Genomic DNA, 16,013 nt, shown 5'->3' with positions numbered 1-16,013 from the left:
CCAGGACTGTGACCTGACGGTCACTCATGTACGTCCCGCACAAAGGCGTGTGGGCGGGATATCTGGGGGACACCCCCAGACCCCCCGAGGCGGCGCCTGCCCAGTCCCCGACCGGACACAGGGCAGGCGCTGCTGCATGTCCCGGAGCTCCAAGGCCCAAGGTCCAAGTTTCGAGGACTCAGGGAACCTTGTAGGTCTCCCCGTACACCTTCCACACCAGCGGCGTCTTCAGATCCATGTTCCCGTCGTACAGGAACTGCCGCTGGGCGGTGTCGATACGGCTGGTGTCACGGTTCGTCCCACGGGCCTCCATGGCCTCGCGGCGCATGTCGAGGAAGATGTCGAGATAGGTCTTCTCCCGGCCGCCCGCCGCCGGGGTGTCGGCCTCCTTCAGGGCACGCTCGCGCAGGGCGTAGAAGCCGTCCTCGTCGACGCCGGGGCCGTGGAAGACCATCGCGTCGTAGTAGATGAACTGGCCCAGTGTGCCCAGGCCGTCGAGCTTGGCGAGACGGACGGCCGGGCCGAAGTAGGAGCGGTCGCGCTCCCGCTCCTGCGCCTTGCGGAAGGCCGGACGCTCCGACTCCGCCTTCCAGGCCGCGGTGAAGCCCGGGTCCAGGCCCTCGTGGGAGTCGGTGCCGTCGACCTTGCGCAGCGCGGGCAGATACGGGGCGAGGCCGTTGTCCGGGTGGGCCCTGGTGTAGCGCTCGACCAGGGTGAGCAGGTCGTGGGTGCCGGTGCAGTAGCCGATGATCCCCGCGGTGTAGCCGTCGCCGACGCCGACGTCCTCGATGTGGCCGTAGGTGCCGCGCCAGTCGAGCGTGGCGTTCTCGGCGCTCGCCACGAGCTGCTGGGCGAGTTCCTTCTTCGCGGGCGCGGCCAGCCCCGGCGGCGCCTCGGCGACCACCTTGTCGTCCTGGAGCTCCTCCAGCCGTTCGGCCCGCCTCCTGGTGTCCTCGCGGGACTCGTCCGCGGCCGAGTGCCGCTTCGCCGGGGACGGCTCCGGGTCCCGCGGATCGAAGGCGAGCAGCACCGCCAGCACGAGAACCGGAGCGGCCGCAAGAAGCAATATTCCAGAACGTCTCATGACAGATACCCGTACGGCCCTGGTCAGGCCGCCCCTCCCGACAGTTCCGAGACCTTCGCCCAGGCAAGCACCACGAGCAGGACCAGCAGGGCCACGCACGCGCCCGCCTGGACCAGGGTGCGACGGCCTCCGCGCGGCGCGTACGCGTACGCCAGTGTCACCAGCCCGCCCGTCAGCAGACCGCCCAGGTGCGCCTGCCAGGACGTGAGCGCGGCCGAGACCACCAGCCACAGCAGCAGGCCCCCGATGTACCGGTTGACGGCGTTCATGTCGTAGCCCAGCCGGCGGGCCATGACGTAGTACGCGGCGCCGAGACCGAAGATCGCGCCGGACGCGCCGACCGTCAGCGCGTCCGGGTCGATCAGCAGGACCAGGACCGAGCCGCCGAGCGCCGACAGCAGGTACAGGGCGAGGTAGCGGGCGCGGCCCAACTGCGCCTCGACCACCCGGCCGGTGCTCCACAGCGCCGCCATGTTCATCACGATGTGCAGGATGCCGAACGTCCCCTCGGTGGCCGGCATATGCAGGAACGCGCCGGTCAGCAGCCGGTACCACTCGCCGCCGACCAGCCCCTCGGCGTGCACGTCGGAGCCGTACGGGTAGTCCCACAGGTAGTGCACGCCGTCGGTCCCCGCCAGACCGCGCCCGAGCATCCCGAACCGGTCCACGAGCGCCGGGCGCACCAACTCGCCCAGGTAGGCGAGGATGTTGAGCCCCATGAGGACGTAGGTCACGACCGGCACCGCGTTGATCCGGCCGCCGAACGCCGTCCGCGCCTGCCGCACCGACCGGGCGCCCTCCTTCACGCACTCCACGCACTGGTGGCCGACAGAGGCCTCCCGCATGCAGTCCGGGCAGATGTACCGGTCGCAGCGGACGCAGCGGACATGGCACTCCGCCCTGCTGTGGCGGTAGCAGGTGGTGACTGCGGACTCGGCATCCACGGCCGGCTCCTCGTTGAACGCGGGGACAAGGCTGAGCCGGTGGGGACGGCAGCGAACAAAATAGCGAACTGCTGTGACGGATGGTAAAGGTGGGGCCAGTGATCCCGGAATCGCGAAGGGCTCGGAACAGCGTCAGGACCGGCTCAGGTGTCGCACTCCAGAACCGTGCGGCACAGGGCGCACCGGGCGCGCATACGGCCCCCGACCGGGACCCTGATGCGCTGGTGGCAGGTGGGACAGGAGAAGGACACCCGCAGCGGCTCGCGGCCCCCGGAGCTGAACGAGTACGGCGCTTCCGCCTGCGGAAGGGGCTCCCGGCCGTGGTCCTGGGCGTGCCGGCGGTCGCGGGCGTACCGGCGGCGGCCCGCCCAGCCCGCCGCCGTCAGGGGCGGCTGCTGCTCGTCACGGCGGGCCCGGGCCATGCCCTCGACGTACGCCTCGTAGCCCTGCGGGCTGGTGAACCACGTCGAAGGGTCCTCGCCGAACACCAGCGCCCGCTTGGCCAGCACGTAGCCGAACTCCTCCGGAGTGAGGTAGCCGAGCTTCTGCGACGACACGCCGTCCTCCCGGAAGGCGTCGAGAAGCAGCCAGCCCGCGCCCAGATACGCCGCCACCGTGTCCGTGAGGATCTCGTTGTCGCGGGTGCCGGGGAAGGACAGGTCCAGGCGGTGCAGGTAGACGTGGGCCACCTCGTGGGCGAGGGCCGCGCCGATGTCCCGGCGGTGGGTGCGGAAACGGTCGTTCAGCTCCACGAAGTACTCGGGGCCGTCCGCCAGCTCGACGCTCGCCGCGTGCGTCATCTCACGGAAGCCGACGATCATGCGGGCGTCCGGCAGCCGGTAGTGGCCGACCAGCTCGTGGGCCACGCGCTGGGCCCCCAGATGCAGGTCGTCGGTGTCGCAGAAGGCGACGTCGGCCGGCGCCACGCTGGCCGCGAACGTCTGCACCGTGCCGTACGTGAGCCGCTTGTAGAGCGCGGTGATCGCCGCCCGCACCGTCTCCAGATGCGGGTAGCCGTGCACCACCGGTCCGCCGTTCGCCACGTCCGAACCCCCAAAGACGGCCCTGAACCCTCTCCCACTTTATGCGCGCGAGTCCTCGTTCCGCCCCGTGCCCGCACCCCCGTCGCGCCCGCGGCCTCCGTGCGTCACCCGTCGGACGCTCACCGTCCGAGCACCGCCCACACCGTAGGGTGGGCGCCCATGACCATCAGCAACACCGGTACCGGTGACGCCGTCCCCGCCGTCCAGGAGGAGCTCGCGCGGCTGCGCGACAGCATCGACAACATCGACGCGGCCGTCGTCCACATGCTCGCCGAGCGGTTCAAGGCGACCCAGCAGGTCGGCCACCTCAAGGCCGCCCACCAGCTGCCGCCCGCCGACCCGGGCCGCGAGGCCCGGCAGATCGCCCGGCTGCGCGCCCTCGCCGAGGACGCCAAACTGGACCCGGCGTTCGCCGAGAAATTCCTGAACTTCATCATCGCGGAGGTCATCCGCCACCATGAGCGCATCGCCGAGGACGCGGGCAACGGCGAGATCCCGGCGACCTGACGCCGGCCCCCCGGGCCCCGCGCGCCGCCCAACGCGCCCCCCGAGGACCGCAAAGTCCCGAGACCGTCGGCGACACCCCCTCGTGCCCGGCACCGGCCATCAGGCAGCATGGCGTCCATGTCCGTACTCACGCGCGACGAAGCGCAAACCCGTGCCAAGCTCCTCGACGTCCACCGCTACAGCGTCGACCTCGACCTGACCGGCGGGGACGACACCTTCGACTCCCGGACCGTGATCCGGTTCACCGTACGGGCAGGCCGGGACACCACGGACACGTTCGTCGAGCTCAAGCCCGCCGAGCTGCGCTCCGCCACCCTCGACGGAGAGCCCCTCGACCCGCAGGACCTCACCGGCAACCGCCTGCCGCTGAGAAACCTCGCCCGCGGCGAGCACGAACTGCGCGTCGACGCCGCCATGCGCTACTCCCGCACCGGTGAGGGCATGCACCGCTTCACCGACCCCACCGACGGCGAGACCTACCTCTACACCCAGCTGTTCATGGAAGACGTCCAGCGCGTCTTCGCGGCCTTCGACCAGCCCGACCTCAAGGCCGTCTTCGACCTCACCGTCACCGCCCCCGACGGCTGGACCGTCCTCGCCAACGGCGTCACCGAGCACACCGGCGACGGCGTCTGGAAGGCCGCGCCCACCCCGCTGATCTCCACCTACCTCGTCGCCGTCGCCGCCGGCCCCTGGCACTCCGTACGCACCGAGCACCGCGGCCTGCCCTTCGGCATCCACTGCCGCCGCTCGCTGGCGCCCCACCTCGACGCCGACGCCGACGAGATCCTCGACGTCACCCGCGGCTGCTTCGACCGCTACCACGAGAAGTTCGACGAGCCCTACCCCTTCGACTCCTACGACCAGGCCTTCGTGCCCGAGTTCAACGCGGGCGCCATGGAGAACCCGGGCCTGGTCACCTTCCGCGACGAGTTCGTCTACCGCTCCGCCGTCACCGACACCGAGCGGCAGACCCGCGCCATGGTCATCGCCCACGAGATGGCCCACATGTGGTTCGGCGACCTCGTCACCCTCAAGTGGTGGGACGACATCTGGCTGAACGAGTCCTTCGCCGAGTACATGGGCTACCAGACCACCGCCGAGGCCACCCGCTTCACCGACACCTGGACCGACTTCGGCGTCGCCCGCAAGGCCTGGGGCTACGACGCCGACCAGCGCCCCTCGACCCACCCCGTCGCCCCCGACGCCGTCGACGACACCGCCTCCGCGCTGCTCAACTTCGACGGCATCTCCTACGCCAAGGGCGCCTCCGCCCTGCGTCAACTCGTCGCCTGGCTCGGCGAGAAGGACTTCCTGGCCGGCATCAACACCCACTTCAAGCGGCACCGGTTCGCCAACGCCACCCTCGCCGACTTCATCGACTCCCTCGCCTCCGCCACCGACCGCGACGTGCACGCCTGGGCCGAGGCCTGGCTGCGCACCACCGGCGTGGACACGCTCACCGCGTCCGTCGACGCCGTGCCCGGCCAGTGGACCCTCGCCCTCGACCGCGACGGCAGCCGCCCGCACCGCGTCACCGTCGGCGTCTACGACCACGACCTCGGCGACGGCCGCAGCCTCGTCGTACGGGAGCGCTACGACACCGACGTCCCGCAGGACGGCACCGCCCTGCCCCGCCCCGGCACCCGGCCCGCCCTGGTCGTGCCCAACGACCAGGACCTCACCTACGCCAAGATCCGCCTGGACGGGACCTCCCTGGAGACCGCCCTGCGCGGACTGTCCGGCATCCCCGACGCGCTCACCCGCGCCGTGGTGTGGAACGCGCTGCGCGACATGGTCCGCGACGGCGAACTCGCCCCCGCCGACTACCTGGCGGCCGCCTCCGCCCACCTGCCCGAGGAGACCGACCTCGCCGTCGTCGAGGGCGTCCTCGCCTTCGCCACCGCGCAGATCGCCGACCGGTACGTCCACCCCGAGCAGCGGCCCGCCGCCCTCGCCGCCCTCGGCGCCCTGTGCCGCGACCTCGTCCGCCGCACCGAGGACGGCGACAACCCCGGCCTGCGGCTGATCGCCGTGCGCCACTCCATCGACGTCGCCGCCCAGCCGGACACCATCGCCGCCTGGTTCGCCGACGGCACCGTCCCCGGCGGGCCCGAACTCGACCCCGAGCTGCGCTGGCGCGTCCTGGGACGCCTCGCCGTCCTCGGCGCCGTCGACGAGGCCGCCATCGCCGGGGAACTCGACCGCGACCCGTCCGCCACCGGGCAGGAGGGCGCCGCCCGCTGCCGGGCCGCGCTGCCCGACCCCGAGGCCAAGCGCGCCGCCTGGCAGTCGATGTTCGCCACCGACGAGCGCACCGACCTGTCGAACTACCTGTTCACCGCCACCGCGAAGGGCTTCTGGCAGCCCGAGCAGGCCGATCTCGTACGGGACTACGTCGCCCGCTTCTACCAGGACGCGGTCGCCCTCGCCGAGCGCCGCGGCCCCGCCATCGCCGAGGCCGCCGGCCGCTGGGCGTTCCCGGTGCACGCCATCGACGCCGACCACCTGCGCCTGGGCGAAACCTGCCTGCACGAGGGCGACCCGACCCCGGCCCTGCGCCGCAAGCTCGTCGACCAGCTCGACGACCTGACCCGCGCCCTGCGCGTCCGCGAGGCGTAACCCGGAACCCGTCCCGCGCCCGCCGTCCTCCGGCCCCGCCGGCGGCGGCGCGCGTGGCGTCGCCGCCGACGCCCGGTCGGCCCCGGCTGCTGCCTGCGGCCGCCGGAGTGGCGGCGGGCCGTCGGCCGCGGGCGATGTCGGCACCGGTGCGCAGTGCGAAGGCGCCAGTGCCGGTCGTCCGCCCGCACGGCCGGGCGCCGCCGGTCGTCCGCCCGCACGGCCGGGCGCCGCCGGTCGTCCGCCCGCACGGCCGGGCGCCCCGGTCATCCGCCCGCACGGCCGGGCGCCGCCGGTCATCCGCCCGCACGGCCGGGCGTCCGCTGGTCGTCGGTGACGTCGGGACGCGGCGTCCAGTCACCGATGCCGACCGGGCGAGGTGTGCGGCGCGGCCACCACCGGCCGTCCGATGCCCCGGGGTGGCGCCTGCGGTCGCCGGGGCGACGGGCCGCTCGACGCGGGCGGCGTCGGGGATGCCGTGTCGCGGCACGGGGGCACCGGTGCCGGGCGGGCGGCCGTAGGTCGGTGGGGGGGGGTGCCGGGACTCGGCTTCCGGGCGCCTGTGCCGGCCGTGTGGGCCGCCGAGCTCTCCCCGCACCTGCCGCCGCACCCGCTCCAGGGCCTGCTGAAGACCCTCGAGTCCACCGTGGCGTACCCCCGGAGATCACGCACACCGTCGAGGAGATCACCGGCACCCCCGCCCGCCCCTTCGCGCGCCGGGCCGAGGACCACCGGGACGACTTCCTCGGCCGAGGACAGGCCCACGGGACCCCAACACGTTTTCCCCGTACGGCAGTACCCACTTTCGGGTTCCGATCGTCGATCTTTCGGGCGAGTCCGGCTTTACTGCCTACAAGCTGGAATTCCCTGCCCCCGCGCCACGGAGGACAGTCCCATGAGCACCCCGCCGCCCCTGGACCACCCCGCCCGCCTCGCCTCCGGTCCCGACGGCCCGCACGCGTTGCGGCCCCTGCTCGACACCGTGCTCGACGCCCTCGACAGCGGCCGCCACGCCCGCGGCGGCCCCCTGCCCGCCGGCGGACCCGACGCCGTCGCCGCCCGCATACGCGACGCCGTGGGCGACGTGCTGCCCGAGCACGGCGACCCCGACGCCCTGCGCGGCCTCGTCCACGCACTCGCCGAAGGCGCCGCCGACCCCGCCGACCCCCTCTGCGCGGCCCACCTGCACTGCCCGCCCCTCGCCGTGGCCACCGCCGCCGACCTCGCCGTCAGCGCCCTCAACCCCTCCCTGGACTCCTGGGACCAGGCACCCGCCGCCTCCGAGCTCGAAGCCCTCGTCACCCGGACACTCGCCCACGAGGCCGGCCTCGCCGACTCCGTCGTCACCACCGGCGGCACCGAGTCCAACCAGCTCGCCCTGCTGCTCGCCCGCGAGTCCCACGGCGGCGGCGTCCGCCTCGTCTGCGGCGCCAACGCCCACCACTCCCTGCCCCGCGCCGCCTGGCTGCTCGGCCTGCCCGAACCCGTGATCGTGCCCGCCCCCTCCGGCACCCTCGACCCCGCCGCCCTGCACAGCGCCCTCACCGACCTCGGCAGCTCCCGCGGCTCCGTCGTCGTAGCCGCCACCGCAGGCACCACCGACGCCGGACTCATCGACCCCCTCCCCGAGATCGCCGGACTGTGCGCCGCCCACGGCGCCCGGCTGCACATCGACGCCGCCCACGGCGGGGGACTGCTGTTCAGCGAACGCCACCGCGACAAGCTGACCGGGCTCGAAGCCGCCCACACCCTCACCCTCGACCTGCACAAACTCGGCTGGCAGCCGGTCGCCGCCGGACTCCTCGCCGTCCGCCACCCCCGCGACCTCGCCGTCCTGCACCAGCGCGCCGACTACCTCAACGCCGGCGACGACACCGAGGCCGGCCTGCCCGACCTGCTCGGCCGCTCCCTGCGCACCACCCGCCGCCCCGACGTCCTCAAGATCGCCGTCACCCTCAAGGCCCTCGGCCGCAGCGGCCTCGGCGCCCTCGTCGATCAGGTCTGCGCCCGCGCCCGCGAGTTCGCCGACCTCATCCACGACCACCCCGGCTTCGAACTCCACGACCGGCCCACCATCAGCACCGTCCTGTTCCGGCCCGCCGGCGCCACCGACGACGCCGTCGCCACCGTCCGCCGCGCACTCCTCACCGAAGGCCGCGCCGTCCTCGGCCGCGCCCGCCTCGACGACCGGCTCTGGCTCAAGGCCACCCTGCTCAACCCGGACACCCGGACCGAAGACCTGGCCACCCTGCTGAAACTGGTGGAAGGAAGCACCCCCAGATGAACCATCCCGCGCTCCACACCCCCCAGGCCCCCCTCGACCTGGTCGGCATCGGCATCGGGCCGTTCAACCTCTCCCTGGCCGCGCTCGCCCACCCGCTCACCGGCCTCGACACCGTCTTCTACGAACAGCGCCCCCGCTTCCACTGGCACCCCGGCCTGCTCATCGACGGCTCCCGCCTCCAAGTGCCCTTCCTCGCCGACCTCGTCACGCTCGCCGACCCGGCCAGCCACTGGTCCTTCCTCAACTACCTGAAGACCCGCGACCGGCTCTTCCCCTTCTACTTCGCCGAGCGCTTCCACATCCAGCGCGCCGAATACGACGCCTACTGCCGCTGGGTCTCGGAGAACCTGCCCGCCGTGCGCTACGGCCACCACGTCGACGCCGTCCGCTGGAACCCCGAACTCCGCCTCTTCGAGGTCGACTTCACCCAGCGCGACGCCGACGGTGAAGCGGAGGCCGTCGGCCGCGCCCACACCCGCAACGTCGTCCTCGGCATCGGCACCTCACCCCACGTCCCCGCCCCGCTGAAACCCCTCGCCGACGCCCCCGGCGTCCCCGTCGTCCACGCCGCCGACTACCTCGACCACCGCGACACCCTCCTCGCGGCCGGCCACATCACCGTCGTCGGCTCCGGACAGTCCGGCGCCGAGGTCTTCCTCGACCTGCTGCGCCACCGCCGGGCCGGCGCCGAGCGGCTGCACTGGATCGGCCGCACCGAGGCCTTCGCCCCGATGGAATACTCCAAGCTCGGCCTGGAGCACTTCACCCCCGACTACATGCGCTACTTCCACGCCCTGGCCGAACCCGTGCGCGACCGGCTCGTCATCGGCCAGTGGCAGCTCCACAAGGGCGTCGACACCGACACCCTCGCCGCCATCCACGACGAGCTCTACCGCCGCACGCTGGACGGCGGCTGGCCCGACGCCGTCCTGACCCCCGGCGTCCGGGTCCGCACCGCAGGCCGGGTCGCCGGCTCCCGGCTCGAACTCCACCTCGAACACCTGCAACAGGGCACCCGCACCCGCCACACCACCGACGCCGTCGTCCTCGCCACCGGCTACCGCGAACGCCCCGTCACACCCCTGCTCACCGGCCTCGACCCCTACCTGCGCCGCGATGGCAGGGAACGCCTCCGGATCGACGAGCAGTTCCGACTCGACCTCGACCCGGCCATCACCGCCACCGGCTGCCACGTCTACGTGCAGAACGCCGAACGCCACACCCACGGCGTCGGCGCCCCCGACCTGGGCCTCGCCGCCTGGCGCAGCGCCACCATCCTCAACTCGGTCACCGGCGCACGGGCCTACCCGCTGCCCGCCCGCACCGCCTTCACCACCTTCGGCCTGGAACGGCGACGGCCCCAGATCCCGCCGTCCCGCCAGATCAAGGCACTGACGCCTTGACCTGGCGGGACGGGATCCGAGGCCGTCCCTGGAAGAAGGAAACCGATCAGAACACCGGCGTGCCGTTACGCGTCAGCTTCCAGTCCAGCGACGCGAAGTCCTTCGGGTCCAGCTCGCCCTTCGCCGTGACCCACTCCGCGATCCGCGTACGGATCTCGGTCGACTCCGCCCACAGCTCCTTCGCCGAGGCCACGTACGGGAAGGCGCCACCACCGTTGGCCCGGTAGTTGTTCACCGCCATCACGAACTCCTGGGCGTCGTCCAGCGGCGCACCGCCGAACGTCAGGTTCTTGATCCGCGAACCGGCCGGCTGGGCGATGTCGATGTCGTACTGAAGGCCCGACACGTAGTCGTAGTTGTAGTCCGGGCGGCCGCCCGCGTTCGTCAGCTTGTCCACGTCGACCGGCGCGCCGGCGGCCGTCTGCACGAAGTACTCCGCCGAGTACTCCAGGTACGCCCGCAGCTGGCCACCCGTCATCAGCTTGGCGACCAGCGTGTTGTCGTACACGTACAGGCTCGACAGGTCCCGGATCGTCACGTTGCCGGCCGGGATCTCGGAGGTGCGCGAGAAGGGGGAGGCCTGCGAGACGACCGGCAGCGCGGCGTACTGCGTGCCCGCCAGCGCGGCCTTCACCACGTCCTCCTGCACCTTGTTGATCAGGTCGATGATCGGGGCGTCCTTGTAGCGGGCGTCGACCGTGGTGAGGGTCTCCGTCGCCCGGCCGACCACCTGGTTGACGTACTTCACGACCTTCGCGTGCTCGTCCTTGAGCAGCTTGGTGATCTTCGGGTCGTCGGCGACGGTGTTGGTGTTGCGCAGCGAGGCGGAGACCGACTCCACCTCCCACTTGCCCTTGGCGAACACCAGCTCGATGTCGAACAGGGAGAGCCGCTCGGCGTAGCACAGGGGCTCCGACAGCACGACCGTCCTGCCGGTCTTCTCGTTGACGACCTTCAGCTCCGCGATCTCCTTGTGCGCGTGGCCCACCAGGATCGCGTCGATGCCGGGCACCTGCCGCGCGATGTTCGCGGCGGCGTCCTCCACGTACGGGAGCTGGTCGCCGTACGACGAGGTGCCGGACGTGCCCGAGTGCGCCGAGACGATGACCACGTCCGCGCCCATCGAACGCAGCTTGGGCACCCACTTCGCGGCCTGCTCCTCAAGACCCGGGAAGTCCAACTTGCCCTGGACGTAGGCCTTGTCCCAGATCGCGATGCCCGGGTTGGTCAGACCCAGCACGGCCACCGTCACCGGCGCGGCGCCCGGCTGGTGGAACTTCTTGATGAAGTACGGCGGGAAGGCCGGCTTCCGCGTCTTGTGGTCCACCGCGTTCGCGCCGAGCAGCGGGAAGTCGCACTGCTCCTCGAACTTGCGCAGCGTCTCGATGCCGTAGTTGAACTCGTGGTTGCCGAGCGCCACCGCGTCGTACCCGATGGCGTTCATCGCCTTGGCCATCGGGTGCACCGGACCACGCTTGGCGGTGATCGGGTCCACCTTCGCGTAGTAGTACGTCAGCGGGGTGCCCTGAATCGTGTCACCGGCGTCCAGGAGCAGCGTGTGGTCACGGCCCTTCTCCTTGCGGACCTGGTCCACCAGCGTCGAGACCCGGGCCAGACCCTGGGCGTTGCCCGCCGCGTCGCTGTACTCGCCGTTCTTGAAGTAGTCCCAGTTGAACACGTGCCCGTGCAGGTCGGTCGTGCCCATGACGGTCAGGGAGTAGCGCTTGCCCGGCTTCTCGGCCTTCTGGCCCGCCGCGGCGGCAGCGGCGGGCGCTGCCTCGGCCGCCGGAGCCGCTACGGCGCCGGTCAGCGCCACCCCCGCCCCGGTGGCGGCGGACTTCGTCAGAAACTTCCGGCGGTTCAACGGCATGTCTGGTTCTCCTCGTGAAACAAGTCGATGACGCGCGTAGATTCTGGCGGTCCGCGGCGAACCGCAACACCCCCGGAAGGTTGCGATCTGATGACCGGCAGGGGCGGAAAACCGGCCACTGGTGACAGAGTGGGGCGTATGACCTCAGCCCCCGCTCCGGAACCCGGCCCCGCCGTCCCCTACGGCACCCCCGACGCCCCCCGGATAGCCGTCCGCGGCGAGGCGCACCTGGAAGTCGACCCCGAGATCGCCCGGATCGGCATCACCGTCACCGCCCGCGGCAAGGACCGCCGTTCCACCCTGGACGACCTCACCCGGCGCAACGCCCACGTCCTGGACCTCGTCAAGTCCTACGGCCAGGCGGTGGAGAACCTCGAGACCGGCGCCCTCTCCCTCACCCCCGAACCGGCCCGGCACGGCCGCGGCGAGCGCGTCCGCACCTACCACGGCGCCGTCCGCCTCACCGCCGCACTCTGCGACTTCACCGCACTCGGAGAACTCACCACCCGACTGGCCGACTCCGAACTCACCCGGGTGGACGGCCCCTGGTGGGCACTGCGCCCCGGCTCACCGGCCCACCGGGAGGCACGCCGGCAGGCCGTACAGGACGCCGTCCAGCGGGCCAGGGAGTACGCCGAGGCACTCGGCACCTCACTTACCGCCCTCGTCGAACTCGCCGACATCGGCGCGGAGAACACCCAGCCCTGGGCACCGGCACCCGGGCGGATGAGATCGAGGCAGGCCTACGGAGGCGCCGCGCCCGAGGATGAGGCCGCGCCCCTGGACCTCGAACCCGAGCGGCAGCACGTCCACGCGCAGGTCGACGCGCGCTTCACCATGGCACCGCCCAGACTGTGATGACGTGACATCCGTTGCGTCTTCCGGTCCGCGAACGGGACGAACGCTTGCCCGAGCGCCGCCCCGCACAGTTCAACAGTTGTCAATACCCCTTCATCCAAAGGTTGTTGAGTGGTCACGTCGTACCAATCGTCTACCCACTGGTAAGGCCTAGGCTCACATCATGCGCCGAGCAAAGATCGTCTGTACTCTGGGGCCCGCCACCGACACGTACGACCAGATCAAGGCACTGGTCGACGCCGGAATGGACGTCGCCCGCTTCAACCTCAGCCACGGCGGCCACGCCGAACACGAGGCGCGCTACCGGCACGTGCGCAGAGCCGCCGACGAGAGCGGACGCAGCGTCGGAATCCTCGCCGACCTTCAGGGCCCGAAGATCCGGCTCGGCCGCTTCCGCGAGGGACCCGTACTCCTCGAACGCGGCGACACCTTCACCATCACCGTCGAAGAGGGCGTCGAGGGCGACGGCGACATCTGCGGCACCACCCACGCGGGCCTCGCCGAGGACGTCACCCCCGGCGAGCGCGTCCTCGTCGACGACGGCAAGGTGTGTCTTGAGGTCACCGCCGTCGACGGCCCCCGCGTCCGCACCCGGGTGATCGAGGGCGGCGTGATCTCCGACCACAAGGGGCTCAATCTCCCCGGCGTCGCCGTCTCGGTCCCCGCTCTGTCGAAGAAGGACGAGGACGACCTGCGCTGGGCGCTGCGCACCGGCTTCGACGTCGTCGCACTGTCGTTCGTCCGCGGTGGCCGGGACATCCTCGACGTCCACCGCGTCATGGACGACGAGGGCCGCCGCCTCCCCGTCATCGCCAAGATCGAGAAACCGCAGGCGGTGGAGGCCGTCGACGACATCGTGGCCGCCTTCGACGGCATCATGGTCGCCCGCGGCGACCTGGGCGTGGAGATGCCGCTGGAGCAGGTCCCGATCGTCCAGAAGCGCGCGGTCGAAGTGGCCCGGCGGAACGCCAAGCCGGTGATCGTCGCCACGCAGATGCTCGACTCGATGATCGGCAACTCCCGCCCGACCCGCGCGGAGGCCTCGGACGTGGCCAACGCGGTGCTCGACGGCACGGACGCGGTGATGCTCTCGGGCGAGACCAGTGTGGGCAAGCACCCGGTGGGGACGGTGCGGACGATGGCCCGCATCGTCGCGGCGGCCGAGGAGGACCTCCTGGCCAAGGGCCTGCCGCCGCTGACCGACCGCAACAAGCCCCGCACGCAGGGCGGCGCCGTGGCCCGAGCGGCGGCGGAGATCGGCGACTTCCTCGGCGCGAAATTCCTGGTCGCCTTCACACAGTCGGGCGACACCGCCCGCCGGCTCTCCCGCTACCGCTCACCCATCCCGCTGCTGGCCTTCACCCCGGAACCGGCCACCCGCTCCCAACTCAGCGCCACCTGGGGCGTCGAGACGTTCCTCGGCCCGCGCGTCGACTCGACCGACGCCATGGTCGAGCAGGTCGACGAACTGCTCCTGCGGTACGGCCGCTGCGAGAAGGGCGACGTGGTGGTGATCACGGCGGGCTCGCCCCCCGGGGTGCCGGGCTCGACGAACCTGGTCCGGGTGCACCACATCGGCGAGGACGACAGCCCCCGATAGCACCGGCTCAGTGCTTGGGCCCGACATGAGCGTCCATGAGCGATACGGAGGCTTTGCGGGCGACGGAGATCGTCACGGCGGCGCGGCTCTGATGCAGCGGCTTCCACTCGACGCGGACCTTGTCGAGGGTGTCGGTGAAGAGCCGCACGATGTCCGCCGACGTGTTGGTGAAGAAGTACCGCGGATACTCGTAGCGCTTGCGCTCGCCGCCGACGAGGCGGGTCGTCCAATTGGTGATACGGCAGCCGTCGGAGTGGATGAGGCCCCGGACGAATTCCCACGGGTGCGTGTCGACCATCTCCTGCTGCCAGGGCTTGAGCGTGATCCGGCGCTCGTGCTTCTTGCCGGGGCCGTGCTGGGGGAAGAGGCAGGGCCAGTGCTTGCTGTAACAGGTGACGTTCTGGCAGCCCTGGCGCTGGACTCGGAACACCTTGTTGTCGGGACGGACACGTTGCACGGCCTCGGCGCAGGCTTCGATCAGGCCGGGCCAGGCGTCCGCGCACGTGATGCGAAGGAAGTGGACGCCCCTGCGCAGCGAGCTGACGCAGCCGTCGCCGAGGTACAGGCCCAGCAGGTAGGTGTAGGCCGTGATCTCTTCGGGCTCCCAGGGTGCGTCGCGACAACGCGGGCAGGACATCGCGCGGTTCCGGTGAAGAGGCTCGGCGCGTGTCTGCCAAGCGCGGATCGCGGCGCGGGAGACGCCGGTCTCCTTGCTGACCGAGTTCAGACTGCGGCCCTGGTGGACCAGCGAAAGGGCTCGCTTGCGTGTGCTGGCGTCGTACATGTGAGCACTCTGCGAGAGCGGTCGGGACGACACACGGCGAACGGCGGAGGATCACCCGACAGGGGATCCTCCGCCGCAAGTGACGACCTTTGAATCGAAGGAAAAGTGCCCCGGGTCGGACTCGAACCGACACTGTATGGGTTTTGAATCCATTGCCTGCTGCCAATTGGGCTACCGGGGCCCGACGAATCGAAGGTTGCCCCCGACCCGCTGCCTGACCACCTTACCGCAGCTCGGTACGCTCTTGGGAGCAGTATCCGCCCGCCCCGGACCAAGGAGCGCCCCCGTGACCGCCGAGTCGCCCCAGCCCGTTGACGTGTCCGACGACGACAAGTCGCACGTGCCTCCGCTGACGACCCGGGTCGTCATCGCCGAGGACGAGGCGCTGATCCGGCTCGATCTCAAAGAGATGCTGGAGGAGGAGGGCTACCAGGTCGTCGGCGAGGCCGGCGATGGGGAGCGGGCCGTGGAGCTGGCCCGCGAGCACCGCCCGGACCTGGTGATCCTCGATGTGAAGATGCCCAAGCTCGACGGCATCTCGGCCGCGGAGCGGATCGCCGAGGAGCGGATCGCACCCGTGCTCATGCTCACCGCGTTCTCGCAGCGCGACCTGGTGGAGCGGGCCCGGGACGCCGGGGCGATGGCGTATCTCGTCAAGCCTTTCAGCAAGAGCGACGTCGTTCCGGCGATCGAGATGGCCGTCTCGCGGTTCACCGAGCTGAAGGAACTGGAGAAGGAGGTCGCCGACCTCACCCAGCGGCTGGAGACCCGCAAGCTGGTCGACCGTGCCAAGTCGATCCTTCAGACGGAGTACGGGCTGACCGAGCCGGCCGCGTTCCGCTGGATCCAGAAGACCTCGATGGACCGCCGCATGTCGATGCAGCAGGTCGCGGAGGCGGTCATCCAGGACAGCGAGGAGAAGAAGGCCGCGAAGGGCGCCGGGTCCGACAAGGACTGAGCCGGACACAACAGCGCAAAGGGAATGGGCTCGCGTCCCGTAAGGGGACGCGAGCCCGT

The 16,013-nt window shown here is 71.4% G+C and carries 12 protein-coding genes and 1 tRNA gene; 7 read left to right on the top strand and 6 right to left on the bottom strand.

The window, feature by feature from the left end:
* Positions 1 to 178: 178 nt before the first annotated feature.
* The 3 genes from OIE49_RS10365 to OIE49_RS10355 all read right to left on the bottom strand — a co-directional run bounded on the left by OIE49_RS10365 (position 179) and on the right by OIE49_RS10355 (position 3,071).
* Positions 179 to 1,084 (bottom strand): chitosanase, encoded by a 906-nt coding sequence (locus OIE49_RS10365; RefSeq protein WP_326802068.1) that lies wholly within the window; start codon positions 1,082 to 1,084, stop codon positions 179 to 181.
* Between the two features lie 23 nt (positions 1,085 to 1,107).
* Positions 1,108 to 2,028 carry a rhomboid family intramembrane serine protease gene (locus OIE49_RS10360; RefSeq protein WP_326802067.1) on the bottom strand — a complete coding sequence of 307 codons (921 nt, stop codon included), beginning with the start codon at positions 2,026 to 2,028 and terminating at the stop codon, positions 1,108 to 1,110.
* Positions 2,029 to 2,171: 143 nt separating this feature from the next.
* Positions 2,172 to 3,071, bottom strand: a complete 900-nt coding sequence (locus OIE49_RS10355; protein ID WP_326802066.1) for a hypothetical protein — start codon at positions 3,069 to 3,071, stop codon at positions 2,172 to 2,174.
* 159 nt (positions 3,072 to 3,230) lie between these two features.
* On the opposite strand from OIE49_RS10355, the gene OIE49_RS10350 reads away from it, so the two are divergent.
* From OIE49_RS10350 to OIE49_RS10335, 4 genes are all read left to right on the top strand, one after another.
* Positions 3,231 to 3,578, top strand: a complete 348-nt coding sequence (locus OIE49_RS10350; protein WP_326802065.1) for a chorismate mutase — start codon at positions 3,231 to 3,233, stop codon at positions 3,576 to 3,578.
* 108 nt (positions 3,579 to 3,686) lie between these two features.
* Entirely contained in the window at positions 3,687 to 6,200 is a 2,514-nt protein-coding gene (pepN, locus tag OIE49_RS10345; protein ID WP_326802064.1) for an aminopeptidase N, read from the top strand.
* An 892-nt stretch (positions 6,201 to 7,092) separates the two neighbouring features.
* Positions 7,093 to 8,481, top strand: coding sequence for a pyridoxal phosphate-dependent decarboxylase family protein (locus OIE49_RS10340; protein WP_326802063.1), 1,389 nt, complete (start codon positions 7,093 to 7,095; stop codon positions 8,479 to 8,481).
* On the top strand, positions 8,478 to 9,884 hold the full coding sequence (locus tag OIE49_RS10335; protein ID WP_326802062.1) for a lysine N(6)-hydroxylase/L-ornithine N(5)-oxygenase family protein: 1,407 nt from the start codon (positions 8,478 to 8,480) through the stop codon (positions 9,882 to 9,884). Before OIE49_RS10340 ends, OIE49_RS10335 begins: the two co-directional genes overlap by 4 nt.
* A gap of 46 nt (positions 9,885 to 9,930) precedes the next feature.
* Here the strand turns inward: OIE49_RS10335 and OIE49_RS10330 are convergent, their stop codons facing one another.
* The gene (locus OIE49_RS10330; protein ID WP_326802061.1) at positions 9,931 to 11,754 is read right to left on the bottom strand and encodes a bifunctional metallophosphatase/5'-nucleotidase; all 1,824 of its coding nucleotides are present in this window, start codon (positions 11,752 to 11,754) and stop codon (positions 9,931 to 9,933) included.
* Between the two features lie 138 nt (positions 11,755 to 11,892).
* Between OIE49_RS10330 and OIE49_RS10325 the strand changes: the two genes are divergently transcribed.
* Together OIE49_RS10325 and pyk are read left to right on the top strand one after the other, a co-directional pair.
* Positions 11,893 to 12,612: an SIMPL domain-containing protein gene (locus tag OIE49_RS10325; protein WP_326802060.1), complete on the top strand. Its 720-nt coding sequence runs from the start codon at positions 11,893 to 11,895 to the stop codon at positions 12,610 to 12,612.
* Positions 12,613 to 12,775: 163 nt separating this feature from the next.
* Positions 12,776 to 14,212: a pyruvate kinase gene (gene pyk, locus OIE49_RS10320; protein WP_326802059.1), complete on the top strand. Its 1,437-nt coding sequence runs from the start codon at positions 12,776 to 12,778 to the stop codon at positions 14,210 to 14,212.
* 7 nt (positions 14,213 to 14,219) lie between these two features.
* Here pyk and OIE49_RS10315 read toward each other — a convergent pair whose 3' ends face one another.
* Entirely contained in the window at positions 14,220 to 14,996 is a 777-nt protein-coding gene (locus OIE49_RS10315) for a transcriptional regulator (RefSeq protein ID WP_326802058.1), read from the bottom strand.
* Between the two features lie 106 nt (positions 14,997 to 15,102).
* Positions 15,103 to 15,177, bottom strand: a tRNA-Leu gene (locus tag OIE49_RS10310).
* Between the two features lie 105 nt (positions 15,178 to 15,282).
* On the opposite strand from OIE49_RS10310, the gene OIE49_RS10305 reads away from it, so the two are divergent.
* The gene (locus tag OIE49_RS10305) at positions 15,283 to 15,954 is read left to right on the top strand and encodes an ANTAR domain-containing response regulator (RefSeq protein ID WP_326802057.1); all 672 of its coding nucleotides are present in this window, start codon (positions 15,283 to 15,285) and stop codon (positions 15,952 to 15,954) included.
* Positions 15,955 to 16,013 lie beyond the last annotated feature (59 nt).

This window comes from Streptomyces sp. NBC_01788 (assembly GCF_035917575.1).
Classification (GTDB): domain Bacteria; phylum Actinomycetota; class Actinomycetes; order Streptomycetales; family Streptomycetaceae; genus Streptomyces.
This window is presented reverse-complemented; position numbering and strand designations above follow the sequence as displayed.

Bases quoted from the DNA above. Each gene is read 5' to 3' on its own strand.
- pepN (WP_326802064.1), top strand. From the start codon at position 3,687: ATGGCGTCCATGTCCGTACTCACGCGCGACGAAGCGCAAACCCGTGCC.
- OIE49_RS10335 (WP_326802062.1), top strand. From the start codon at position 8,478: ATGAACCATCCCGCGCTCCACACCCCCCAGGCCCCCCTCGACCTGGTC.
- OIE49_RS10325 (WP_326802060.1), top strand. From the start codon at position 11,893: ATGACCTCAGCCCCCGCTCCGGAACCCGGCCCCGCCGTCCCCTACGGC.
- pyk (WP_326802059.1), top strand. From the start codon at position 12,776: ATGCGCCGAGCAAAGATCGTCTGTACTCTGGGGCCCGCCACCGACACG.
- OIE49_RS10365 (WP_326802068.1), bottom strand. From the start codon at position 1,084: ATGAGACGTTCTGGAATATTGCTTCTTGCGGCCGCTCCGGTTCTCGTG.
- OIE49_RS10330 (WP_326802061.1), bottom strand. From the start codon at position 11,754: ATGCCGTTGAACCGCCGGAAGTTTCTGACGAAGTCCGCCGCCACCGGG.
- OIE49_RS10350 (WP_326802065.1), top strand. From the start codon at position 3,231: ATGACCATCAGCAACACCGGTACCGGTGACGCCGTCCCCGCCGTCCAG.
- OIE49_RS10315 (WP_326802058.1), bottom strand. From the start codon at position 14,996: ATGTACGACGCCAGCACACGCAAGCGAGCCCTTTCGCTGGTCCACCAG.
- OIE49_RS10340 (WP_326802063.1), top strand. From the start codon at position 7,093: ATGAGCACCCCGCCGCCCCTGGACCACCCCGCCCGCCTCGCCTCCGGT.